Below are 22,918 nucleotides of genomic sequence, written 5' to 3'. Positions count from 1 at the left end.
CCGACGACTAAAGATGAATCAAATTAATCAGGAAGGCTTAGGTAGAAACTAAATGAATGGATGCGATAAAGGACGCACAAAAATACGGTACGGCTGCCTCACGGCCACCGTTTAGCTAAGTTGGGTCTTGGGGTCGAAGGCATCGCGCAGGCCGTTGCCCAGCAAATTGAAGCTTAGCACCAGCAAGCTAATGGCTAAACCTGGCAGCAGCGTGAGCCACAGGCCGGCCTGGGTGCCGAGCAGGTCGTAGCCTTCCTTCACCATGAGGCCCCAGCTAGGAGCCGGCGGCTGCACCCCAAGCCCCAGAAAGCTGAGGCCCGCTTCGAGCAGAATAGCCGCCGCAAAATTACTGGTGGCCAGCACAATGAGCGGCCCGCGCAAATTGGGCAGCAAGTGCGCAAAGATGAGCCGGCTGGTGGGCAGCCCCAGCACGCGCCCCGCCTCGATGAAGGTGGCCGAGCGCAGCCCTAGCACTTGGCCGCGCACCACGCGGGCCACGTCGACCCACATCGTGAGGCCTACCGCTACAAAGCTGACCCACACGCCCTTGCTGTCCAGAGCCAGTGAGATGGCAATGACCAGCATAATACCCGGGATGCTCCATACCACAGTCATCAGGCCCAGCAATACGCTATCTAGCCAGCCGCCGAAGTAGCCTGCTAGGGCCCCCACCACTACCCCTAGGGCCAGCGAAATGAGCACCGCTACTAGCCCAATGCCTAGCGAGATGCGCGTGCCCAGCAGCAGGCGACTCAGCTCATCACGCCCAGCTTTGTCGGTACCTAGCCAATACGTGCGGGTGATGGTTTGTTGCTGGCTACCTGTTGCTTGTGGGGCACTGCTGGCACCTAGGGCATCTTTTACCTGCGGCGGGCGGCCGTGCAGCCACACTTGCAAAAGGTTGCCGGGCGGCAGGGCGCTGGGGTCGGGCACCTGGCGCAGGGTAGCAGTGAAACCCGGCGGCTGCTTTTGCAACTGCACGAGGCCATTGTTGGCATCGGGTGAGGGGTCGGGCAAAATCCAGTAGCCCAGCAGCGCTACCACCGCGCACACTATGATGAAGCCCAGTCCGGCCACGGCGGGGCGGTTGGCCCACAGCCGCTGGCGCACGTAGTAGCCCGGCGAGCGGGCCGGGGCGGGCGGCACCACCACAGCTGTATCGGGCGCAGCGGGCGCGAGAGTAGGCGCGGCAGCCACGGCCTAGCGGGTGTTGTGCTGAAGCAGGCCCTCCTTAGAGGCCAGGTAGCTGGCATCGCGCCCTAGGGCGCCGAAAGAGGTGGGCTCGTAGGCCAGCTCGGTGTCGGGGTCGGGCCAGTAGTAGCGCACTAGGCCCTGCTCGAGCAAGCTGCTTAGCTGGGCCTGCAGTTCGGCGGCGGGCAGGCCGGTTTTTTCTAGTAATACCCGGAAGGGGGTGACGAAGTACAGCTCGTCGAGCAAGTCAAATTCGGCGTCGGTCATTGGTAACTAAATAGGCGCAGGCAAGGTGGGCAAAGGTAGCGGCGGCGTGGCGTTGGCTGCCCGCCAAAAAGCAAGTATAACTAAAGAAGCTACATTGGCAGCTACCGCACCTGGCGGCCCTTCCAGCGGTAGCTACCACGCTGCCCAGCCAAGCCCACGGCCAGCGCGTAGGGCGCGTAGAGCAGCTGCAGCGGCAGCAGCCAAACCAGCCACCTAGGCCGCTGCAGCAGTGCCAGCACCGGCTGCAGCAGCCAGGCATCGGCCCCAAGCTTGAGCACCCAGCCCGCCGCTACCCACGGCCCGAGCGCCGGCCAGGCCAGGGCCAGCCCGAGGCCTAGCGCCAGACTCACATTGGCCCCGAGCACCAGCAGCGCCAGCTGGCGCGGAGCGCTGGTGCGGTAGTGCGGCCACTTACTGGCCCAGCGCACGCGCTGCCGCAGCAGGGTACGCAGCGTGGTGGGCGCGGGCGTATCGACCACGGCGCGGGCATCGGCCAGGAAGCGCACGCCGGCCGGATAGCGCTGGTGCATCTTGTGCAACAAAAATTCGTCGTCGCCGCTGGCTAGCCCTTGGTTATCGGCGTAGCCGCCTACTTCGTGGAAGGTGCTTCGGCGGAACGCTAGGTTGGCGCCGTTGCACATGGTGGGGCGGCCGCGGGCAATGCAGGCCGCCCCCACCCCCACCAGCCCAGCAAATTCTAGTCCCAGCACGCCATCGAACCACGCCCCGCCCGGCGTGAGGCGCACCGGCCCACTCACAAAGTGCAAGTCAAGCTGGCCGGCCAGCAGGTCGGCGTAGGCCGCTAGCCAGCCGGGGCCGGGGTGGCAGTCGGCATCGGTGCACACCACCCACGGGGCGCGGGCCTGGGCCTCGGCGGCGGCCAGGGCTGCTTTCTTGCCGGTGAGGCCGGGCGGCAGTTGCACCAGACGCACGGCCCCAGGTGCCTCGGCGGCAGCGGCTGCTACTAAAGCGGCTGTGCCATCGGTCGAGTGGTCGTCGGCAATCAGGACCTCAAAGCAAGCGGCGGGCAAGTGCTGCTTGCGCAACGCTTGCAGCAAGTGCGGCAGGTTGGCGGCTTCATTGCGCGCCGCTACTAGCACAGAAAAAAGCAGGTCTGGCTCAACTCTGACAGCGGTGTCGGCATCTAAAAAGCCTGATGAGACAGCGGTCGCTGGTGCTGCCAAAGATGCTATATCCCGCGTGTCCTCCTCAGCAGCTTCAGCTAGGCTATTTCTACCTAGGCCACCTAAAAGTATGTTATGAGTACAAACACCGTCTTTTGTACTTAATGGTAGTCCATTATGGGTACATACAGCCCTTTTGAGTTCCCTTCCTAGCCCTTGCCGCAGCCAAGCCCATGCTAGGGAATATAGTAGCGGCACTAGCGCTAAGAGAGCACCTAGGACGACGTTCATACTAGCGGCCACGTTGTTCGCGCAGCACGCGCAGCCCTGGCAGCCACAGCAGCCCTAAGGCGCTGGGCAGCGCAATATTAATAACCCACAGGCTAAGGCTGGCGCTGAGTACCGGCAGCACCGGCTGGCCCAGCAGCGCGAACAGGTGCGTGGCCGATAGCTCGCGCACGCCTACATCGGCCAAGGCATTGAGCGAGGGCACCAATGACTTAAATAGGAACGTGCCCGCCACAGCCGCCAGCGCCGGCCCTAGGGGCGCCCGCGTGCCATAGGCGTGCAGCAGCAGCAAAAACTGCGTGCAAAACACGGCGTAGCGCAGCCCCGAAATGCCCAGCACCGCGTGCAGTGTGCCGGCCGCATAAGTGGGCATAATGGCCAGGTAGCGCCGAAAGCGGCGCAGCGGCTTTACTAGCACCAGCAGAGCTAGCAGCAGCCGCGAGCGGTAAAGCGGCAGCAAAGCCAATGCCCCGCTCAGCCCGAAGGCCAGCACCACGCCCCCCTGCGCCGCCGGGTAGCCCGCCAAGTAAAACCGCAGTAAGAAGTATAGCAGCCCTACCCCACCGGCCAGCACCGTGGCCACCAGCTGCGCGTAGCGGCCTAGGAACACGGCTCCCACGGCATCGAGGCGGCGCCGGGCGTGCAGCTCCAAGATGCGAGCGGCATAGTCGCCCACCCGGTTGGGGGTGGCAAAACCGAGGGTGAGGCCCACCAGCACCGCTCGCAGGCTGCGCCAGTACGAGTGGTTGGGCTCTAGGTGACGGGCTAGGCGCTGCCACTTCCACGCCTCCAAGCCCCAGTTGAGCGGCACTAGGGCCAGGGCGGCCAGCACCGGGCCCCGCCCTGCCCCACTGAGGGTAGCGGCTACCAGCCGGCGCCAAGCCACGGCCGTGTCGGGGGCCGCAAAAACGGAGTGGTATAGCAGTCCTAGGGTCAGCAGCGTAATGCCGATTTTGCCGAGCGTTACCCAGGCTTTGCCGCGGGCGGGTGGCCGGGGCGGGCCGCCGGGGACGTAACTTTGGGAAAGATGCCCGTTTCCCGCACCCTTCCTCCTACTGCTCCTCTCGTCCGGCTGCCCCCGGCCGAGAAGGTCATCATGGGCGTCGACCCCGGCACCCAGATTATGGGCTACGCCGTCATTGAGGTGCGCGGGCAGCACGTGCGGGTGCTGCAGTACGACGTTATCAATATGAAGGCGCTCGGCTCGAACCATGCCGTAAAGCTAAAGCGGATTTTTACCCGCATGCTGGAGCTCATCGACGAGTTCTTGCCCGATGAGCTGGCCATCGAGGCTCCCTTCTACGGCGTCAACGTGCAGAGTATGCTCAAGCTGGGCCGGGCACAGGGCGTGGCCATTGCGGCGTGCCTGTCGCGCGATATTCCCTTCGTGGAGTACGCGCCCACCAAGGTCAAGCAGGCCGTTACGGGCTCAGGCTCGGCCGATAAGGAGCAAGTAGCCCGCATGCTGCGCCAAACCCTGGAACTGCCGCCTGTTGAGGAAGCGCCCAAGTTCTTGGATGCTACCGATGCGCTGGCCGTGGCTTTGTGCCACCACTACCAGCAGGGCAATAATGTGAAGGCGGGCGCTAAAAGCTGGGGCAAATTTTTGGAAGATAACCCCGGCCGAGCCCTGGCTGCTACCACTACCAAAAAGGCAGTTCGCCCCAAGTAACTTGGGCCCGGGCAGCTTGGCTGCGCAGCCCTAGGTCTACTATCAAGCGCTGGCTAAGCAAAAGCGAATGCTCGGCGAGAAAAGGGCCAGCTTGACATAATACGGCAACTCGGCGCAAGTGCAGCTTACTAGCTTTACACTACTAAAACTTACCTGCCGCTTTACTATTCTTCTGCCGCTCACGCTCTGTTATTATGTTTACTTTTGCCCGCCCGTTCATTGCCCTTCTTAGCATCGTTTCCTTGGTAGCAGGCGCCCAGGCCGCTGGCCGGCCAGGTAGTGCCACCCCCAGCACCGTAGCCGAAGGCACCCAGCTTACCATACTCACGGGCACCATCCTAGGGGCCGATGGCCTGCCTCAGCCCGGCGTGTGCGTGTTCCCGATTGCCAACCGCCGCCTCATCGCGGTCACTGATGCCCGCGGCACGTTTCAGCTGCAAGTGCCCGCTGCCGCTACCCAGCACCTGCAGGCCGAGTACGTGGGCCTAGGCAGCACGCGCTTCGACATCGATGGCCAGCACCCCACGCCGGCACGCATCGTGCTGGGTCACTAGCCATATCTTGCTAAACATCACTAACTTTACCTTGTTCTTCTACTACTCGGCACAGCCCTTTACAGCGTAAGAAAACTGTGCCGCGTAACACCCTCCAATAACTAAGCACTCCGGTGCTGCCCCTATCACACTCTATTACCACTATCCATTATCCACTGTCCTTTTCTACAAGCCGACTATGTTTATTACTGCTTCAACCGAAGCAACTACGGCTGCTGAGCTAGCCGACCTGCGCCGCCAGGTGGCCGACTTACAGCTGCTAGCCAATCTGCCCGAGCACAACCCCAACCCTATTTTGCGCTACGACGCGGCGGGCCGGCAGCTTTATGCCAATCCCGCGGCCCTAAGCCTGCGCCACGGCCTCAGCCGGGCCGAGCAAGTACGGGTACGCCAAGCCCTGCGGGACGCCGCCAAGGCCGGCCTGGCCGGGCAGCCAACGGCCCAGCTCCAAGTGGGCAGCCGCTACTTCCAGCTGAGCGTAGTTGCTACAATGCCGCCTGCTGGCAGCGTCACGCTTTACCTAGCCGAAACTACGGGCCGCATACTGGCCGAAGAGCAACTACTCGAGCAGCAGGCATTCATCAATGACATTCTAGCCACGATGCCCAACCTGGTGCACGTGCGCGATGCAGAAGGCACCCTCGTATTTGAGAACCGGGCAGCTACTGAGCTCCGTGCCAAATCTGGCCATCTGCATCCTACTGCCGACCACCCGCCGACCCCCACGCAAGCCCAGCAGCTGGCCAGCTACCGCGCTACCAACGCGCAGGTGCTGGCCACTGGCGAGCCGCTCGAAGTAGAAAGCCATATGACTTTAAACTCGGGGCAGGAGCTGTACTTCCACACCGTGAAGCGCCTGCTAGTACGCGCCGATGGCACGCAGCAGGTACTCGGCGTGAGCACCGACATCACCGACCGCCGCCAGGCCGAGTGCCAGCTTACCCGGGCCAAGCAGGCCGCCGAAGCCGCCGTGCTGGCTCGCGAAAATTTCTTGGCTAACATGAGCCACGAAATGCGCACGCCCCTCAACGGGGTGTTGGGCATGGCGGCGCAGCTGGCCCGTACGGCTCTCACGGCCCGCCAGCAAGAGTTTTTGCGCACCATTCGGCACTCGGGCCAGCACCTGCTGGGGGTTATTAACGATGTGCTCGACATGGCCAAAATCACGTCGGGCAAGCTAGAGCTCGAAGAGTCGGCCTTTAATATCTGCGACTCGATGCACGAGGCGTTGCAGCCGCTCGTTGCGCAGGCGCAGGATAAAGGCATTCGGTTTTCGGGCACGCGGCTACAAACCACTTGCTCGCACCCCTGGGTACTAGGCGATGCCCTGCGCCTAAATCAGATTTTGCTCAACCTAGTGGCCAATGCCATCAAGTTTACCGAGCCCGGGGGCAGCGTGGTAGTGGTAGGTGAGCAGCTGTCCGAAACCGACGAGACGCTTACCGTACGCTTCAGCGTAGAGGACTCGGGCATCGGCATTGCGCCCGACAAGCAAGAGCTTATTTTTGAAGGCTTTACGCAAGCCTACGCCGACACCACCCGGCGCTTTGGGGGCACGGGCCTGGGCCTGAGCATCTCGCGGGCCTTGGTGGCTCAGCTAGGTGGCGCGCTCACGCTGTGCAGCACGCCGGGCCAGGGCAGCATCTTTGCCTTCGTGCTTACGCTGCCCAAGGCACCGGCTCCCCTGGCCGAGCCCGTCGCCGATGCCTACGACACGGGCGCGCTGCGCGGCCGCCGGGTGCTGGTAATCGAGGATAACGAGATAAACCGCACCGTGGCCCGCCTACTGCTTGAAGGCTGGGGCGTGGAGGTAGAAGAAGCCGAAGATGGTCTGGTGGGAGTGGCCCGCGTACGCGACGAGGCGCCCTACGACCTGATACTCATGGACATTCAGATGCCCGGCCTCAATGGGCTCGATGCCACCGCTGCCATTCGGGCCCTGCCCGACCCCTTGCGGGCCAACTGCCCCATCGTGGCGCTCACGGCCAATGCTTTCCGGGCCGACTGCGACCGCTACCTGTCTGCTGGCATGGCCGAATGCTTGGCCAAGCCTTTCGACGAGGAGGAGGTGTACCACACGCTAGTGCGCGTGCTGCCGCCCCCTAGCCCCGCCTACGACCTCACCAAGCTGCGCACCCTGGCGCGGGGCCGCGAGGCGTTTGTCGTCAAAATCATTCGCTCGTTTTTGCAAAATATGCCCGGCAGCCTGGCCCAGCTAGCCAATGCTACGGCAGCGGCCCAGTGGCCCGAAGCCGCCAAAGTCGTGCACCACATCAAGCCCAGCCTCGAATCGCTGGGCATCCGGGAGGTAGAGGCCGCCGTGCTGCTGCTGGAGCAGGCCCAGCCCGCCGCCTACGCCCTGCTGCCCGCCGCCGTTATGCAGCTCACGGCTCAGGTGCAGCGCGCCCTCGATACCCTACCTAAGGAGCTGGGGGTGATGAATGTTGAGTAACTCGTTTAGCATAAGGGGTGGTGGGCGTAATACATAGCGTATTACGCTCACCACCCCTTATGCTAATTACTGACTTTGGATGACTTACAAGCTCTGCAGGTTGCGCAGAAACTCTTCTTGGTACGACTTGCCAACTGGCACCTCGTAGGGCCCAATCTTCAACATATAGTCTTCGACGGCCTCGATGCGCTGCATGTTCACGATGTAGGAGCGATGCACTCGCAGGAAATTATCAAACGGCAGGCGCTCAGCTAAGTTCTTGAGTGTGAGATAAACAATATGCTTGTGCGAGGATGTCACCAGCACCGAGTAGGTCGAAAGCGCTTCGATGTATAGCACCTCATTGAAATCTACCTTGATGGTACGGGTGCCCACCTTCACAAACAAGTCGGCGGCAGCGAGCTGCTTGGGAGCGGCCGAGCGCGCAGGGGCCGGTGCGGGACGCGCCGCCAGCACCCTAGCTACTGCCTGGCTAAAGCGGCTAAACTCAACGGGCTTTACCAAGTAATCAGTGACTTGTAGCTCAAATGCCGCTACTGCGAAGCTGCGGTGCGTGGTCACGAGCACCACGGCGGGCGCGGGGGCGGGCAGCATTTTGGCTAGCTCCAGGCCCGAGAGGTTGGGCATCTCCACATCGAGCAGCAGCAGGTCGCATTGACCGCCTTGCCGAAAATAATGGAGGGCCTCGACCCCACCCGGCAGCGAGGCCACTAGCGTGAGTTCGGGTGTTAGGTCCACCAAATGCTCGAGGGTGAGACGATTTATTTCATTGTCATCGACGATGACGCAGGTAAGCTGAGGGGTAGCGGTAGCAGTAACAGGCATAAAAGGAAGGTCGAAAATCTTGGCCGACAGGTACGAAGCGCGCTGATAGTCAGATTTTGCTTTAGCAAAATTAAAGTTAACGCCCGCAATGACTTAATCCGCGCCCTAGGCAGCTAAACGCCCTACCCTATAGGCCCAACCGCCAACTGGATGTGCCGAACAGACCTAAGCTCTACACTGCCAGCTCGCCGCGCAGGTACGTCACAGCGTAGCCGCCGATATCGACGCGGTCGCCGCGCAGGCGGCACCATAGCTCGCCACCCCGTGCCGACTCTTGGCGGGCAAACAGCTCGGTCTTGCCTAGCTTCTCGGCCCAGAACGGGATGAGTGTGCTGTGGGCTGAGCCCGTAACAGGGTCTTCGGGCACGCCTACCTCGGGGGCGAAGAAGCGCGACACAAAATCGACGCCGCCCGTGCCCGGCGCGGTGGCCACGAGGCCAATGTAGCCTAGGTCGATGAGGGCGGCAAAATCGGGTCGCAGCGCTAGCACTTCATCGGCGTGGGCAAACTCGACTACCAGGTCGCGGGAAGCCAGCACGGCCAGCGGCGTGGCCGCGCCGGGCCCGAGCGACTGCATCAGCACCTCGGGGTGCTGCTCGATGGCCAGCAGCTGCGGTGGGCGGCTCGGAAAGTCGAGCACTAGGCGGCCGTCTTCCTCGCGGCGCACGCGCAATACTCCGCTCTGACTTAAAAAGGCAATTTCGGGCTTGGCGAAGCCGCGCTCGTTCCAGAGCACGTGGGCGGTGGCCAGCGTGGCATGCCCGCACAGGTCAATCTCGAACGTGGGCGTAAACCAGCGCAAGTGAAAATCGGCCTCACCGCCGGCTGGCAAGGGAATGAAAAAAGCCGTTTCGGCGAGGTTGTTTTCGGCCGCAATCTGCTGCATAGTGTCGGCCGGCAGCCACTCGGGGAGGGGGCACACGGCGGCCGGATTGCCAGTGAACGGGCCGCGCGCAAACGCGTCGACTTGGTAAATGGGGATGGGCATAGCGAACGAGGGAGATTAAAAAAGGCAGCAGGCCCGGGATGCTTGCCTGGCGGCGGGCTTCCTAGGTTACAAAGAAACAATGCAACGCTTCCCGCCCTTATACAAAAAAGCCTCGCTGGCGAACCAGCGAGGCTTTTTCTAGTGGCCTGAGCAGCTACTCGTTCCTTAAACGAGCGATACTTTCACGGCGTTCGGGCCTTTTTTGCCCTGGGCAATTTCAAACTGCACCTTGTCATTTTCGCGAATTTCGCTGATGAGGTCGGTTACGTGCACGAAGACATCTTCGCCGCTCTGGTCTACTTTGATGAAGCCGAAGCCTTTGGTTTCGTTGAAGAATTTTACGGTTCCTGTTTGCATGATGCTAAGGATAAAAAGTGATAGAGCAAGCAGCAGCGAACCTACAGAAGCAACTTAGCGAACTAAGCCGATTGTACTTACACAAGTCGATTGGTCTTTGACCCAAAGGTAGGCCTTATTTACTGAGCCGCCGGCGTGGCAGCCGTTGCCGGGTGCCGCTGGCAGCGCACGCCGAATGCCTGGTTTTGCGCACACACCGTATTACGGGCCGGAAACAGCTTTTTATTTACCAATACATCGGTATTTATTTTTTCACTATTTATGGAAATGAACTACGTGCGGCGTGGGGCCGGCAAGCCCCTTTTGCTGCTACACGGCATTGGGGGCAGTTGGCGCTCGTGGCAAACCATCCTGGACGAGTTGGCCGCCGAGCGCGACGTGCTGGCGGTGGACCTGCCCGGCTTTGGCGCTACGCCGCCCCTGACGGGGCCCGTGACTATCGGCACGCTGGCCGATGCGGTAACGACTTTTTTGCTGCGGCACGACCTCCTAGGTATCGATGTGGTAGGCAGCTCGATGGGGGCACGGCTGGTGCTAGAGCTGGCCCGGCGCGGCGGCATAGTGGGCGCGGTGGTGGCGCTCGACCCCGGCGGGTTTTGGGCGGGGTGGCAAGTACCGGTGTTCTACCACAGCATAGGCTTGTCGGTGAAGCTGCTGAAAGCCTTGCAGCCCCTGATGCCGGCTCTCACCGGCAATGCCGTGACGCGCACCTTGCTGCTAGCGCAGTTTTCGGCCCATCCGTGGCGAGTGCCGGCCCAGGCGGCACTCGATGAGCTGCGCAGCTACGCCAATGCCCCCTCTTTTGAGGAGGCCCTGACCAACTTAGTGTATGGCGACGAGCAGCAAGGCGCGCCTAGGTCTTCTATTTCGGCGCCGCTCGTCATTGGCTGGGGCCGGCAAGACCGCGTGTGCTGGCCCGGCGAGTCGAAGCGAGCGCTCGAAAAATTCCCGGATGCCCGACTGTATTGGTTTGCGCAGTGCGGCCACCTGCCGCAGTGGGACCAGCCAGCCGAAACTATTCGCTTGATTTTGGCCGCCACCAGCGGCGCCGATTTTCTAGACGCTGCTATTGCGCAGTGCCGCCCCGCCCCTCGTGCCCGGCTGCCCAAGGCCGCCGTGGCGGTGGGCATTGGAGTGCTGGCAGTGGGTGGCCTCTGGCTACTTTTGAAGAAGCATAAAAGCGGCTTGCCAGGCATTTAGTAGCCGTGAGCGGCCTAGGTGGCATCTAGGCCACCAGCCGCCAGCAAGCGCTGAGGCACGCGCTGCCGGGGTCGGCCCGGCCATATCTTGCGCCTTTTGCTGCTTGACATTGACTTATCACCCTTCATGATGGCACCTAAGATTGAACCCTGGAAAACGCTAAAATCGGAACTGGTATTTGACCACCCGTGGTACAAGCTGCGGCGCGACCACGTGGAGCTGCCCAGCGGCCAGGTGCTCGACGACTATTTTGTGAGCGTGCGGCCGCACGTGGTGCTCACCTTCCCGCTGACCGCTGACGACCAAGTAGTTTTTGTGCGCCAGTACAAGCACGCGGCGGGCCAAATCTTGCTGGAGCTGCCCGGCGGCGTGGTCGACGAGGGCGAAACCTCGCCCCTAGGTGCCGCCCGGCGCGAGCTGCGCGAAGAAACCGGCTACGATACCGACACGCCGCTGGAGCCACTGCTCGAAGTCATCGACAACCCGACGAAGGACACGAATAGCATCTCGTTTTTTCTGGCCCGCGGGGTGCAACTCGTGGCCGAGCAGGACCTCGACGAAACCGAAAATATTGAGGTGGTGCTAGTGCCGCTGGCCGAGGTAGCCGAGCGCATTATGCAGGGCGAAATCCGGGTGTCGGGCTCGGTGGCGCTGTGCTTGCTAGCCTTGCGGCACCTAGGGTGCTAGCGGGGGTCACCATTCACTCTGGCGGCCATTTACCAACCTTTCGGCTCCGCGCCGGGTACACTGACCACCGCTAAGGTCGTCTTTACCGGCGCGGGGCACTGGTAGTATGAAAGAACAATTTGCTGAATTGCTAGAGCGATTTCCCGATGTAATTGTAGTGCTGGGGGTGCTGCTGGGCGGCCTGGCCACCGGGCTGCTAGTGAAGTGGCTGCTGTTTGCTGGGCTACGGGCCTACGACCGGCGTGAGGACTCGGCCGCCGCGCGGTCGGTGATACTGCACCTGCGCCGGGCCAGTTCGTTCTTCTTTCCGGTGCTGGCGTGGTCGCTGCTGCTGCCGCTACTGCCGCTGCCGCCCAAGCAGTTTGAGGTGCTGCGCCGGATAGTTGAGTTTATGCTGGTTTTGTCTTTTGCCTGGGGCCTCATCAAGACCCTGGACGTGGTCCAAGACCTCATTCAACGCTTCTATCAGCTCGAAAGCGGCGACAATCTACGGGCGCGTAAACTCTTCACCCAGCTTCAATTTGTGAAGCGCGTGGCCGTGGGGCTCATCGGCTTTGTGGCGGTGGGGCTGGTGCTGATGAGCTTTGCTACGGTGCGCCGCCTAGGTACGGGCCTGCTCACGTCGGCCGGTATTGCCAGCGTTATTGTGGGCTTTGCAGCGCAGCGCTCCATCAGCAACTTGCTGGCCGGCTTTCAGCTGGCTTTTACGCAGCCTATTCGGCTCGACGATGTGCTGGTGGTGGAGGGCGAATGGGGCCGGGTAGAGGAAATCACGTTTACCTACGTGGTGCTCAAAATCTGGGACGAGCGCCGCTTGGTGCTGCCACTTAATTATTTCATCGAGAAGCCTTTTCAGAACTGGACACGCAGCAGCGCGCAGCTCCTGGGCACGGCGTTTCTCTACGTCGATTATACGGTGCCCGTGGAGGCCCTCCGCACTGAGCTGAGCCGCTTGCTGGCGGACAACTCGCTGTGGGACCAGCGTGTGTGCGCGCTTCAGGTCACCGACTCGAAGGAGCGCACCATTGAGCTGCGCTGCCTGATGAGCGCGGCCAATGCCAGCGCGCTCTTCGACCTGCGCTGTTTTGTGCGCGAGCACATGATGGCTTTTCTGCAAGCCAATTACCCCGAAAGCCTACCACGCACCCGGGCGCTGCTGCAAGATGAGGGGACTGGTAAAAGTGTATTAGCCAGTGTTAAATGATGAGCAACGGCTAAATGCTAGCCTGTTTCTAAGTTAATGCTCGTGGTCCTCGATTGGGTGTCCTAGGTCGATAAATAGCTTACGGAGCGCCTCATAAATGTTCACATTAGCTCCTACTGCTACCTCGTCATTAGTTTCCATAAATAAGCACCCAAAGCAGATATTAAGCACTCGTAGCAACTGGCCCTGCTCATCGTAAAAAGCCAGCGCATCGCGGTAAACCGGTGGACATGCAGCGTAAACAACCTCTCCAGGTGTCGCCCGAAATATTGCATCTACTTGCTTAGCTTCTAGCGAATTGCACTTAATCACTGCAACTTGGTCAGCGGTACTATCCATGATTAGTTGCTGATTGGTTAATCGTTTTCGGTACAAGCCCATTTGCATTTGCTTCTCCAGTTCAGCTAATTGTCGTCTTAGCTTAATCTGCTGCATAAATCTGCTAGAAGGTATTGACTGCTTGAGGTCTTCAATAGCCTTACTTGTAGCTTGGTGCAATGCGGCGAGCTTGGGCCCGCGGTTGAAGGAATAAGTGGCGAGATAGCTGAATTGCTGGCTGCGCCAAAACTCGGCGATGGTCATATAGCTTACTGCTTAACGCGCGGCTGATGGAGTGCGTAAACTACTACCAACTTATTAACCCTAGGTATGCTAACCGATTATAAACCCGTAGCCTGCGACTTCTACGACGTGCTCGAAGCCGCCGCCACCCGCAAGCAGCAAGTGTATTTACAGTATTTCAACGACTTGCACGAGCTATGCCAGGGTCCGACTACCCTGCGCACTTTCGTGACGCGCGACCATGCCGAATACGCCGTGTTGGCATCAGGCGAGGAAGTGCGGCTCGACCGCATCTTGCGCCTCGATGACACGCCGGCCCCGGCCTACGCCAATGCGCCGGACTACCGCTGCGGCTGCTAGGTAGCCGCGGCTATTTTACGGAGAGGTTGTGCACAGCTAGGGGCTGGCTAAGCAGCCACGCCTTCAGCAAGGCATCATCGGCCGAGAGCTTGCCGACTACGCGGTATTTAGAGGCGAGCGCGGGGCTAGAGTCAGCAGCTTCGCGCACTACGCGCGGCTTGGGCCGTATCCAGGAGGCGTGTACCATTTGCACAGCGCCGCCCTCACTCACGCGCAGAAAGGCCACGTGAAAATCGAGCCCCACCAGGTAGAGGCCCGGCCCGAGGGCGCGCACCTGCTGCACAAAATTGGCCTGGCTTATTTTGCGGTAGCGGCTGATATTCTTCTCCGCCACTAGATTTTTAATAAGCCGCTCGGAACCCTGCCGGGCCAGCAGCGAACGCTGCAACCGCAGGCCAGTATCGAAAAGGGCCGTCGTGACGAAGTAGCCGCAGGCTACACTGCCCTGCCTAGGTGCCCAGGTTTGGCCGTAGAAGCTCCAAGGCGTGCTCTCCCAAGCCGGAAAGACGGTTTTGTCCAAGGCGTTGAGCCAAAGCTTGCGGGCTTCAACCAGGCAGGCGGCTTGGGCGGCTGGGGTAGTCGCCTTGGTATAGCGCGTGGCTAGCGCAGTGCGGCGCTGCGTAAGCTGCTGCAGCGTGGCCTTATAGGCCGGCGCCGAATAGGGAGCCGGCCGCTGCGCTTCGCAACTGCTACTGAACGCCAGCAGCCCAAGCAGATAAAGCAGGCTTTTCATAGCAACGGGGCGCTAATGACGGCGGCGCAACCTTTGCACCATACTGCAAAGTACACTTTTTTGGCAACAAGTTGCAACGCGCCCGTGCCCTAGGTCCAGTACTGGATGGGAGCGTGCGGAAAGCGCCGCTGCCACTCGGCATAGAACCACGCTTTCAATTCCTTCATAGTAGGCACGTCGTAAACGTACTTGAGGCCACCAAACTTATTGCGCTTCACGGCGCGGCTTTCCTCGCTGAGGTCGAGCGTGGTATTGGGGTACCAGCCGAGCAGCACTTCCTTAGAGCCGGGCGTGAAGCGGTGCGTCACAAACTCCACGGTGAGGTCGCAGTCAAAGTCGAAGGCTGCCTGCACGCGGTCGAGCAGCTCGCCGTAGTGCTGCTGCCAGTCGGGCAAGGGCATGATGGGCGCCATGAGTATACCCACGGGGTAGCCGCCCCCACCCTGAGCCACCGGCAGCGCCAGTCGGCGCAGGGCCTGCATACGCGCCTCGATGCTGGCGGTGCCGCCCTCCAGCTGCCGGGCCAACGGCTCGGCATTGAGCGAGGCGCGGGCGCGGGTGTGGCCATTGTGCGGCAAGCCTAGCAGGCTGTCGATATGGTCGTACTTGCTCACGAAGCGCAACCGGCTGCCCTCGCGGCCGGCGAAGTAGCGCACGGACTCCCCTAGGGCGCCGGTGAGGTGCTCGATACCCAGCACATCGGTGTAGCAGCTGGCCTCGAAGCTCACGGGACGGTCGGCGCGCTCGTACACCTGGGTATTAGCTAGCAGCTTGGGCAGGTTGGCAAAGGCGCGCACCACGGGCGGGCCGCTGAGGCTACCGGCCAGGTAGCAGTACTGGCAGTGGGCAGGGCAGCCCTCGGCCAGGTTAAGCTGGAAGTCGGCCGACGGGGGCGTAGGTTGCAGGCGCAGCGCCCCGGCGGGCGCGTTCACCACGGCCAGCGTGGTTTTGGCAGTGCGGTAGGTGGCGCGCTCATCATCGCCGCGCAGGCCGGTGAGGCGGTTGCTTTTCAGCAGCTCAATGTCGAGGTCGAGCGCGGTGGCGCGGGCCAATATTTGCTGGCCGTACTCCTCCTGTAAAGCATCGGGGGTGAAGAGCACACGCTTGGGCAGCCACAGCTTGGCGCCGTGCGTGCGGGGCGCCGTGCCTAGGTCGAGCGGCGGCAAGGCAGCGGGGGCGGGAGCATTGAGGACGGGCAAAAAGAGGTCGGTCTGCATAGCTTAGTAAACGCCTACCGCGCCCAAATAGGTCGTTTTCGGCTAGTTTTGGCCCTAATTATTAGGCTTGACTAACAAGTATTTATCACTCATAATACTTCTTTTTCCGATGCTCAACTCCCTCACTCCTACCGGTCCCGCGCCCGAGCTACTGCACCCCGTTGGCGGCCACGAGCGGCTGGTTTTTTTGAAGAATATTATCACCAATCCGCTCATCGAAGTGGGCGACTACACCTACTACGACGACTTTGAAGATGTGCGTAATTTTGAGCGCAACGTGCTCTACCACTTTCCGTTTGTGGGCGACCGCCTGCGAATTGGGCGGTTCTGCCAGATTGCCTCGGGGGTGAAATTTGTGATGAACGGCGGCAACCACCGCACCGACTTATTCACGACCTACCCGTTCCCAGTATTTGGGCAGGGCTGGGAGACGGCCTTCGACCCCAGCACCTTTCCCAGCAAAGGCGACTTGGTAGTAGAAAATGACGTGTGGCTGGGCCACGACGCGCTGCTGATGCCTGGCGTGCGTGTGGGCAACGGCGCCATCGTGGCCACGCGAGCCGTGGTGACGCGCGACGTGCCGCCCTATGCCATCGTGGCCGGCAACCCCGCCACCATCGTGCGCATGCGCTTCGATGAGGCTACCGTGGCCCGCCTGCAAGCCGTGGCCTGGTGGCACTGGGACGCCGCCAAAATCACGCGCCACCAGCAAGCCATTTGCAGCCTCGACCTAGGGGCGCTGGAGCGAGCGGAATAAGTCGCGCTTACGTATGCCTAGGCTATGACTACCGCCCCGCTCATTCTTACGCTCACGCTCGATGAGGCCAGCCAGGCTTTCTTTGACGAGCAGCGCCGCCTCTACTTTCCCCCTAAAATCAATTATCTCAGCGCTCACCTCACGCTTTTCCATGCTTTGCCGGGCGACGAGCAGGCGACCATTGTGGCTGACCTAGAGGCCGTGGCGGCCGCGCAGCCCGCGCCGCTACCGCTACAAGCCACGGGCGTAAAATTCATGGGTCGTGGGGTAATGTACACCCTCGATAACCCGACTTTACCGGCCCTGCACAAGCGCTTGCAGCGGCAGTGGCAGGCCTGGCTGACGCCCCAAGACCAGCAGGGGCTGCGCCCCCACATCACGGTGCAAAACAAGGTAGACCCTGCCGTGGCGCGCCGCCTGCACGAAGAGCTAGCGGCTGGTTTTCAGCCATTCGAGGCCCTAGGTACAGGCCTAGCGCTGTGGGCCTACCGTGGCGGACCGTGGGAGCTATTGCAACAGTTTAGCTTTGGTGCGCCAGATAGCAAAGCCCAACAGTAAAACACTGGTGTCAAGCTTACTAGCGCGGCCATTTAACTGTCGTGCTTCCGCATTCGTTTGCAGAAGTATTGACAAATGCGGGCACTGAGTTCATCAAATTTAGGTTAAGGGCTTTTGTACCTTTCGGCCGCTTTTGCGTAGGGAAGACTTCGCCCTACTGGTTAATTTACCCGTGAATCTTACTTCTCCTATCACTACTTCTAAGCCTCTCGACACCGATGTGGTGCTCATTGGGGCGGGCATAATGAGCGCTACCCTCGGCGTATTGCTCAAAGAATTAGACCCTAAGCTAACCATTGCCATCTACGAGCGCCTCGATGCGGTAGCCGCCGAAAGCTCAGATGCCTGGAACAACGCCGGCACCGGCCACTCGGCTTTTTGCGAGCTCAACTACACGCCGCAAATGCCCGATGGCTCAGTCGAAATTTCGAAAGCTGATAAGATTGCCGAGCAGTTTGAGCTGAGCAAGCAGTTCTGGGCCAGCTTGGTGCAGGAAGGCAGCCTGCCCGAGCCCGAGAATTTTATTCGCACCATTCCGCACATGAGCTTTGTGTGGGGCGAGGCTAATGTGGAGTACCTACGTAAGCGTTACGAGGCGCTCATTGCCTCGCCGCTATTTAAGGGCATGGAGTTTTCGACCGACCCAGCCCTGATAGAAGAGTGGATACCGCTGGTGATGGATGGGCGCGACCCCAACCAGCCGGTGGCCGCCACCCGCATGGACATTGGCACCGACGTCAACTTTGGCGCGCTCACCCGCAGCTTGTTTGACCACCTACGTAAGCAGTCGGGCGTCACGTTCGAGCTAGGGCAAGAGATTAAAGACTTGAGCCGCAAAGAAGGCGGCTCGTGGCAGGTTAAAATCAAGGACTTGGCCTCGGGCAATAGCCGCAAGGTGCGCACGCGCTTCGTGTTTATCGGGGCCGGCGGGGGCACGTTGCATTTGCTCGAAAAATCGGATATTCCAGAGGCCAATGGCTTCGGTGGTTTCCCCGTGAGCGGGCAGTGGCTCAAGTGCCTCAACCCCGAGGTGATAGCCCACCACGAGGCCAAGGTATACGGCAAGGCTGCTGTGGGCTCGCCACCCATGTCGGTGCCTCACCTCGATACGCGCCAGATAAATGGACGCAAGGAGCTACTATTCGGCCCTTATGCCGGTTTCAGCACCAAGTTCTTGAAGCAGGGTTCGTACTCCGACTTGTTCCGCTCCATCGAGCTTGGCAATATTCGGCCGCTGCTCTACGCTGGCGCACGCAATATTCCGCTCACCAAGTACCTCATCGGGCAAGTACTCCAAACCCCAGAGCAGCGCATCGCGGCTTTGCGCGAGTACTACCCCGGCGCCAAGCCCCAGGACTGGCAGCTCGAAGTAGCCGGCCAGCGCGTGCAGGTTATCAAGAAGGACAAGAAAAAAGGTGGCGTGCTAGAGTTCGGCACCGAAGTAGTTACCGCGGCCGATGGTTCCATTGCCGCCCTCCTAGGTGCCTCGCCGGGCGCCAGCACCGCCGTGAGCATCATGCTCGACTTGGTGCAGCGCTGCTTCCCCGAGCAGGCAGCTACCGAGGCGTGGCAAGCCGTATTTCACCGGCTGGTGCCCTCGTTTGGGCAGCCGCTGGCCGAGAGCCGTAGCCTGTGCGCTTCCATTCGGGCACACTCGGCCAAGGTGCTGAAGCTTGATGAGGCTTAATCTATAAGCCGCTTTTACAGCCCCACAAAAAAGTCGGGGGCGACAGTAGATAGCTACTGCCGCCCCCGACTTTTTTGTGGGGCTGTACTAGTTATTTAGCCAGCAGCTGGGTATTGCTCGCGGGCCACAAACTCTTGCAGCAGCGCCAGCAGCTCGGGCCACTCTTCGGCCTGGGTGGGCAGCAGCTGATTGGGCCGGGCCAGGCTTACGTAGCCGGCCAGTTGGTCGAGGTCGGGCGCTCCTAGGTGCACAAACCCCATGCTCCACTCGGTAAAGGCGCGGGTAGGCACTAGGCCATCGGCCACCGTGTAGATGTTGTAGTGGCGGCGGTCGCGCAAGATGCGCGCGTAGGTTTGGTGCACGTGCTCGGCGGGGCCCTCCAGCACCTGCATTATGCCCTCGTCGCCGTAGAGCAGCAGGCCGCTAATGGTGGCCGCCTGGTTGTTGGCGCGCCAGGTGGGCAGTAGCTGCTGCAACTGCGTGGAGGTAAGAGTAGCAGTGGGTGAGCTTTGGTAGATTAGCTGCTGGACTTGCATTGAGTAACTGATAGTGTAAGAGGGATAACGGGGTAGCAAAGCTAGTGTATTACCGCAATGGCAGCTTACTCAATGGCGCACCAAAAACCGGCGGCCTCGTCCTTCAGCTAGAAGGCCAGACCGCCGGCTTAATGGCTTTTTTAAACGTTAAAGGGGACCTAGGGCGTGATAGTCACGATGCTGCCATCGGGGTTGCGCTTGAGCTCGGTCACCTTCACGTTGCGCAGCCAAGTCTTGTTGCTGAGCTCGGTGTCGTGGTAGAAAATGTACCACTTGCCCTTGAACTCAACGATGGAGTGGTGCGTGGTCCAGCCCTGCACGGGCTTCATAATGACGCCTTTGTAAGTGAAGGGCCCGGCAGGCGAGGTGCCCACAGCATAGGCTAGCAGGTGGGTATCGCCAGTCGAATACGAGAAATAATACTTGCCCTGGTACTTGTGCATCCAGGCGCCCTCGAAAAAGCGGTGGGTGTTGTCCTTAGCCTTGAGCGGCTTACCTAGGGAATCGAGAATGACGACCTCTTTTACCGGGCCGGCAAACTGCTTCATGTCGGGCGTGAGCTGGGCCACGCGGGCTCCAATGGCAGGCTCGTCGCCATCGGGCTTCTTCTCAGCGGCATTCGCATTGTATTTACCAGTGGCCCAGCGCTGCAGCTGGCCGCCCCACAGGCCGCCAAAGTACATATAGGCCTTGCCATCGGTGTCGGTAAACACGGCCGGGTCAATGCTGAAGCTGCCCACAATAGGCTTAGGCTCCGCCTTGAACGGCCCGGTGGGTGACGAGCTAGTGGCTACCCCAATGCGGAATACGTCCTGCTTGTCCTTAACTGGGAAGTAGAGGTAGTAGGTGCCGCTTTTGAAGGCCGCGTCGGGCGCCCATAGCTGGCGGCCGGCCCACGGAATGTCTTTGGTATCAAGGGCCACGCCGTGGTCGGTGACTTTGCCGCCAATGCTGTCCATCGACAGGATGTGGTAGTCGCGCATGGCGAAGTGGTCGCCCTTGTCATTTTCCGGCATCCCCGTCTCGATATCGTGCGAGGGATAGATGTAGATTTTGCCGTTGAAAACGTGCGCCGAGGGGTCGGCGGTGTAGATGTCGCTCACCAGCGGCTTGCTGAGAAACTTGGGCTTGCCGCTGGTAGAGTCGGCTTTGGCCTCGGGGGCAGTGGTAGCAGCGTCGGTTTGCTGGGTGGGCTGGCTCTGGCAAGCTGCTAAGAGCAGGGGCGCCGCCAGCACGAGCGCGGGCCGGCGAAGAGAGAAATGGTGGAGCATTTGGGGGGAAATAACTATTGGGCTCGCAAGCTACACGCTAGTTTTTTTGCCTCACCTATCGGTTTCGTTATGATAGCCTTGCCGAAAATATAGTGGTATAAAAAGGCGCGTTTTGCAGCATTTGTTGGGCGCGGGGCGCACGCCGACCGCTACTTGCGAGGCTTTGCTTCTACCCTATGCAAGCAAGGAAGGCGCGCCCACCTTGTTATTCTTCCTTTTTATTCTGGTTGATTTCTAGTTGATGTTTCGGGCCCAGGAGCTTTCCCTTCAACATTTTACTAGGCTCTATGAAGGAGATAATCAGATAGTTGAGCTTATTCCAAGCCTCCAACTGCGGCGGGGCGCTGTCGTAGAGACACGTCGGCAGCGCCTACCCTAGGGCTAGTCGCTGCCCAAGCCACCATCTACTCAAGAAGCCACAAGCAGTTCGGCCGCCTTTGCGGCGTGGCCCGAGCGAAAGACATACCATGACAGGCAAGACAGTACTTTATGGGCTAGTGGCCGGCGCGGCCGGGGTAGCCGCCATGACGCTGGCCGAGAAGCTAGAGCAGCTTTTCACCAAGCGCCCCAACTCCTACGTGCCCGCTCATACCCTAGAGCGGCTGCTCCAACTGCCGCACAAGCCCGACGAGGAGCGCCTAGGTCTGAACTGGACCATGCACTGGGGACAAGGTATTGTGCTGGGCGCCGTGCGTGCCCTCATGGCCGAGCGCGGCATCCGCGGCCCGGTGGGCTCGTTCTTGTTCTTGAACCTGCGGCTCCTCAACGACCAAACCCTAGAAAATGCTACGGGGGTAGGCGCCCTACCGTGGACGTGGCCGCGCGACGAGCAGGCTATTGACCTCGTGCACAAAGGCATTTATGCCTTCACGACTGGCTTGCTTACCGACCGCTTCATCACCGGCCCCGACGAAACGCCGACCCCGCGCAAGGGCTGGACAGTGGGCGAGAAAGCATAAATACGATTCGATTTAGTAATTAACAGCTAGCCGATTATCAACATTCTACTAGCTGTTAGTTACTTATCACTAACTTCTACTACTTAGGGGCGTTCATTTGCTTAAACCGCGCGTCGATGTCGGCGCGAGAACCTAGGCGAATGCTCTCGGAGGTGCCGTAGCCAACCTCTTGTTCACCGGCGGCCAGGCGCGCCACGATGCTGTCGGCAAATTCATCGACGGGCACGGCCCAGGTGTGCAGGCCCGGCCCGCCGAGGTCGGTGTTGACGCCGGGCGGCACTATCTCGAGCACTTGCACGCCGGTGTCGGCCAGTTGCTGGCGCAAGGACATGGTAAAGGAGTGCACCGCCGCCTTGGTTGCGCTATAGATGGGTGCCGCCGCCATTGGCGCAAACGCCAGGCCCGACGACACATTGATGATAGCAGCATTGGCTTGCTGGCGCAAGTGTGGCAGCAGCAGGGCGCTCAGGTGAATAGGCGCTTCGAAGTTGATGGCGATTTCCTGGCGCTGTGTTTCCCAGGCGGCCAGGTCGGGGCCTAGGTCCGCCACCTGAAAGCGGTTCTGGATACCAGCATTGTTGATGAGCACGTTGAGGGCCGGGAAGTCGGCCACTACGCGCCGGGCCAGCGCGGCCCGCTCGATAGGCTCGGCAAGGTCGGTTTCGTAGATGTGCAGGCCCGGCACCTGCTGCTGGGCTTCGCGCAGCTTGCTGGCGCGGCGGCCACAGATGATGACTTCGCTGCCCGCCTGGCGCAGGCGCTGGGCCAGAGCTAGGCCGATGCCAGAGGCACCGCCAGTAAGCAGCACAGTGTTATTGCTGAGGTTCATACAGTTGCTAAGTAGAGTGAGCCGGCCCGCGCCGCCGGAAAGGGGTTACAACGCGAGCCCGCCGCCTGGGTTGGCGCCCCGGGCCCCTAGGTCCGTATTTTTGTGGCGTGCAACCAGCCCCCACCATCCTGCCTGCTACGCTAGCCGATGCGCCAGCGCTCACGGCGCTCATCAACCAAGCATACCGCGGGCCGGCCTCGCCCCAGGCGTGGACTACCGAAATGCATTTGCTCGAAGGACCTCGCATCAGCGAAATCCACGTGCGAGACATGGTAGCAACGATGGGCATCAACCAAGCAGCGCTGCTCAAGTGCGTGCAGGCCGACCAGCTGCTGGGGTGCGTGTACCTAGAGCCGAAAGCCCCCCGGCTCTACCTAGGCACGCTGGCCGTGGCGCCCGCGGCCCAGGCGCAGGGCGTGGGCCGGCAGCTGCTGGCCCACGCCGAGGCTTATGCCCGCCAGCAAGGCTGCACTACCATCAAAATAACCGTGCTGTCGGCCCGGCCCGAGCTGCTGGCCTGGTACGAGCGCCACGGCTACGTGCGCACCGGCCAGCACGAACCTTTTCCGGACACCACGGCGTTTGGCCAGCCACGGCAGCCACTTACGCTGCTGGAGCTGACCAAATCAGTGGCCTAGGGC

At 60.9% G+C, this 22,918-nt stretch carries 25 protein-coding genes; 12 read left to right on the top strand and 13 right to left on the bottom strand.

All coding sequences use genetic code 11. The features are described from left to right. Positions 1-111 precede the first annotated feature (111 nt). The 4 genes from JAO77_RS01350 to JAO77_RS01335 all read right to left on the bottom strand — a co-directional run bounded on the left by JAO77_RS01350 (position 112) and on the right by JAO77_RS01335 (position 3,756). Positions 112-1,197 carry an ABC transporter permease gene (locus tag JAO77_RS01350; protein WP_370549456.1) on the bottom strand — a complete coding sequence of 362 codons (1,086 nt, stop codon included), beginning with the start codon at positions 1,195-1,197 and terminating at the stop codon, positions 112-114. Between the two features lie 3 nt (positions 1,198-1,200). Beyond that, positions 1,201-1,458: a hypothetical protein gene (locus JAO77_RS01345; RefSeq protein WP_198988476.1), complete on the bottom strand. Its 258-nt coding sequence runs from the start codon at positions 1,456-1,458 to the stop codon at positions 1,201-1,203. Between the two features lie 101 nt (positions 1,459-1,559). Then, positions 1,560-2,558, bottom strand: coding sequence for a glycosyltransferase (locus JAO77_RS01340; protein ID WP_198988475.1), 999 nt, complete (start codon positions 2,556-2,558; stop codon positions 1,560-1,562). Between the two features lie 316 nt (positions 2,559-2,874). Further along, positions 2,875-3,756 (bottom strand): lysylphosphatidylglycerol synthase transmembrane domain-containing protein, encoded by an 882-nt coding sequence (locus JAO77_RS01335; RefSeq protein ID WP_198988474.1) that lies wholly within the window; start codon positions 3,754-3,756, stop codon positions 2,875-2,877. Positions 3,757-3,897: 141 nt separating this feature from the next. Between JAO77_RS01335 and ruvC the strand changes: the two genes are divergently transcribed. The 3 genes from ruvC to JAO77_RS01320 all read left to right on the top strand — a co-directional run bounded on the left by ruvC (position 3,898) and on the right by JAO77_RS01320 (position 7,548). Continuing rightward, positions 3,898-4,542 carry a crossover junction endodeoxyribonuclease RuvC gene (ruvC, locus tag JAO77_RS01330; protein WP_198988473.1) on the top strand — a complete coding sequence of 215 codons (645 nt, stop codon included), beginning with the start codon at positions 3,898-3,900 and terminating at the stop codon, positions 4,540-4,542. A gap of 194 nt (positions 4,543-4,736) precedes the next feature. Then, the gene (locus JAO77_RS01325) at positions 4,737-5,096 is read left to right on the top strand and encodes a peptidase associated/transthyretin-like domain-containing protein (RefSeq protein WP_198988472.1); all 360 of its coding nucleotides are present in this window, start codon (positions 4,737-4,739) and stop codon (positions 5,094-5,096) included. Positions 5,097-5,274: 178 nt separating this feature from the next. Next, the gene (locus tag JAO77_RS01320; RefSeq protein ID WP_198988471.1) at positions 5,275-7,548 is read left to right on the top strand and encodes a PAS domain-containing hybrid sensor histidine kinase/response regulator; all 2,274 of its coding nucleotides are present in this window, start codon (positions 5,275-5,277) and stop codon (positions 7,546-7,548) included. An 84-nt stretch (positions 7,549-7,632) separates the two neighbouring features. Here the strand turns inward: JAO77_RS01320 and JAO77_RS01315 are convergent, their stop codons facing one another. From JAO77_RS01315 to JAO77_RS01305, 3 genes are all read right to left on the bottom strand, one after another. Further along, the gene (locus tag JAO77_RS01315; protein ID WP_198988470.1) at positions 7,633-8,373 is read right to left on the bottom strand and encodes a LytR/AlgR family response regulator transcription factor; all 741 of its coding nucleotides are present in this window, start codon (positions 8,371-8,373) and stop codon (positions 7,633-7,635) included. Positions 8,374-8,545: 172 nt separating this feature from the next. Then, complete coding sequence (locus JAO77_RS01310; RefSeq protein ID WP_198988469.1) at positions 8,546-9,361, bottom strand: PhzF family phenazine biosynthesis protein; 816 nt, start codon at positions 9,359-9,361, stop codon at positions 8,546-8,548. A 165-nt stretch (positions 9,362-9,526) separates the two neighbouring features. Further along, on the bottom strand, positions 9,527-9,718 hold the full coding sequence (locus JAO77_RS01305; RefSeq protein WP_198988468.1) for a cold-shock protein: 192 nt from the start codon (positions 9,716-9,718) through the stop codon (positions 9,527-9,529). A 261-nt stretch (positions 9,719-9,979) separates the two neighbouring features. Between JAO77_RS01305 and JAO77_RS01300 the strand changes: the two genes are divergently transcribed. From JAO77_RS01300 to JAO77_RS01290, 3 genes are all read left to right on the top strand, one after another. After that, positions 9,980-10,918: an alpha/beta fold hydrolase gene (locus tag JAO77_RS01300; RefSeq protein WP_198988467.1), complete on the top strand. Its 939-nt coding sequence runs from the start codon at positions 9,980-9,982 to the stop codon at positions 10,916-10,918. 96 nt (positions 10,919-11,014) lie between these two features. After that, entirely contained in the window at positions 11,015-11,605 is a 591-nt protein-coding gene (locus tag JAO77_RS01295) for an NUDIX hydrolase (protein WP_235998171.1), read from the top strand. A gap of 106 nt (positions 11,606-11,711) precedes the next feature. Then, positions 11,712-12,809, top strand: coding sequence for a mechanosensitive ion channel family protein (locus JAO77_RS01290; protein ID WP_198988466.1), 1,098 nt, complete (start codon positions 11,712-11,714; stop codon positions 12,807-12,809). Positions 12,810-12,842: 33 nt separating this feature from the next. Here the strand turns inward: JAO77_RS01290 and JAO77_RS01285 are convergent, their stop codons facing one another. Beyond that, complete coding sequence (locus JAO77_RS01285) at positions 12,843-13,391, bottom strand: hypothetical protein (protein ID WP_198988465.1); 549 nt, start codon at positions 13,389-13,391, stop codon at positions 12,843-12,845. 66 nt (positions 13,392-13,457) lie between these two features. On the opposite strand from JAO77_RS01285, the gene JAO77_RS01280 reads away from it, so the two are divergent. Next, the gene (locus JAO77_RS01280) at positions 13,458-13,730 is read left to right on the top strand and encodes a hypothetical protein (protein ID WP_198988464.1); all 273 of its coding nucleotides are present in this window, start codon (positions 13,458-13,460) and stop codon (positions 13,728-13,730) included. A gap of 10 nt (positions 13,731-13,740) precedes the next feature. On the opposite strand, the gene JAO77_RS01275 is transcribed toward JAO77_RS01280, so the two are convergent. Together JAO77_RS01275 and JAO77_RS01270 are read right to left on the bottom strand one after the other, a co-directional pair. Next, on the bottom strand, positions 13,741-14,463 hold the full coding sequence (locus tag JAO77_RS01275; RefSeq protein WP_198988463.1) for a hypothetical protein: 723 nt from the start codon (positions 14,461-14,463) through the stop codon (positions 13,741-13,743). A gap of 89 nt (positions 14,464-14,552) precedes the next feature. Further along, entirely contained in the window at positions 14,553-15,680 is a 1,128-nt protein-coding gene (locus JAO77_RS01270) for a spore photoproduct lyase family protein (RefSeq protein ID WP_235998170.1), read from the bottom strand. A 109-nt stretch (positions 15,681-15,789) separates the two neighbouring features. Between JAO77_RS01270 and JAO77_RS01265 the strand changes: the two genes are divergently transcribed. The 3 genes from JAO77_RS01265 (at position 15,790) to JAO77_RS01255 (ending at position 18,682) form a co-directional block, all read left to right on the top strand. Then, a complete protein-coding gene (locus tag JAO77_RS01265; protein WP_198988462.1) occupies positions 15,790-16,437 on the top strand; it encodes a CatB-related O-acetyltransferase in 648 nt (215 codons plus the stop codon). Positions 16,438-16,461: 24 nt separating this feature from the next. Then, a complete protein-coding gene (locus JAO77_RS01260) occupies positions 16,462-16,995 on the top strand; it encodes a 2'-5' RNA ligase family protein (protein WP_198988461.1) in 534 nt (177 codons plus the stop codon). A gap of 172 nt (positions 16,996-17,167) precedes the next feature. Continuing rightward, entirely contained in the window at positions 17,168-18,682 is a 1,515-nt protein-coding gene (locus JAO77_RS01255; RefSeq protein ID WP_198988460.1) for a malate:quinone oxidoreductase, read from the top strand. 95 nt (positions 18,683-18,777) lie between these two features. Here the strand turns inward: JAO77_RS01255 and JAO77_RS01250 are convergent, their stop codons facing one another. Beyond that, positions 18,778-19,218 (bottom strand): BLUF domain-containing protein, encoded by a 441-nt coding sequence (locus JAO77_RS01250; RefSeq protein WP_198988459.1) that lies wholly within the window; start codon positions 19,216-19,218, stop codon positions 18,778-18,780. Between the two features lie 158 nt (positions 19,219-19,376). After that, positions 19,377-20,489 (bottom strand): glycoside hydrolase family 43 protein, encoded by a 1,113-nt coding sequence (locus tag JAO77_RS01245; RefSeq protein WP_198988458.1) that lies wholly within the window; start codon positions 20,487-20,489, stop codon positions 19,377-19,379. A gap of 467 nt (positions 20,490-20,956) precedes the next feature. Between JAO77_RS01245 and JAO77_RS01240 the strand changes: the two genes are divergently transcribed. Further along, positions 20,957-21,448, top strand: coding sequence for a hypothetical protein (locus tag JAO77_RS01240; RefSeq protein WP_198988457.1), 492 nt, complete (start codon positions 20,957-20,959; stop codon positions 21,446-21,448). A 79-nt stretch (positions 21,449-21,527) separates the two neighbouring features. Here the strand turns inward: JAO77_RS01240 and JAO77_RS01235 are convergent, their stop codons facing one another. After that, complete coding sequence (locus tag JAO77_RS01235; RefSeq protein WP_198988456.1) at positions 21,528-22,277, bottom strand: SDR family oxidoreductase; 750 nt, start codon at positions 22,275-22,277, stop codon at positions 21,528-21,530. A gap of 107 nt (positions 22,278-22,384) precedes the next feature. Between JAO77_RS01235 and JAO77_RS01230 the strand changes: the two genes are divergently transcribed. After that, positions 22,385-22,915 carry a GNAT family N-acetyltransferase gene (locus JAO77_RS01230; RefSeq protein WP_198988455.1) on the top strand — a complete coding sequence of 177 codons (531 nt, stop codon included), beginning with the start codon at positions 22,385-22,387 and terminating at the stop codon, positions 22,913-22,915. Positions 22,916-22,918 lie beyond the last annotated feature (3 nt).

It is taken from the genome of Hymenobacter sp. BT559 (genome assembly GCF_016427535.1).
In the GTDB taxonomy this organism is placed as follows: Bacteria; Bacteroidota; Bacteroidia; order Cytophagales; family Hymenobacteraceae; genus Hymenobacter.
This window is presented reverse-complemented; position numbering and strand designations above follow the sequence as displayed.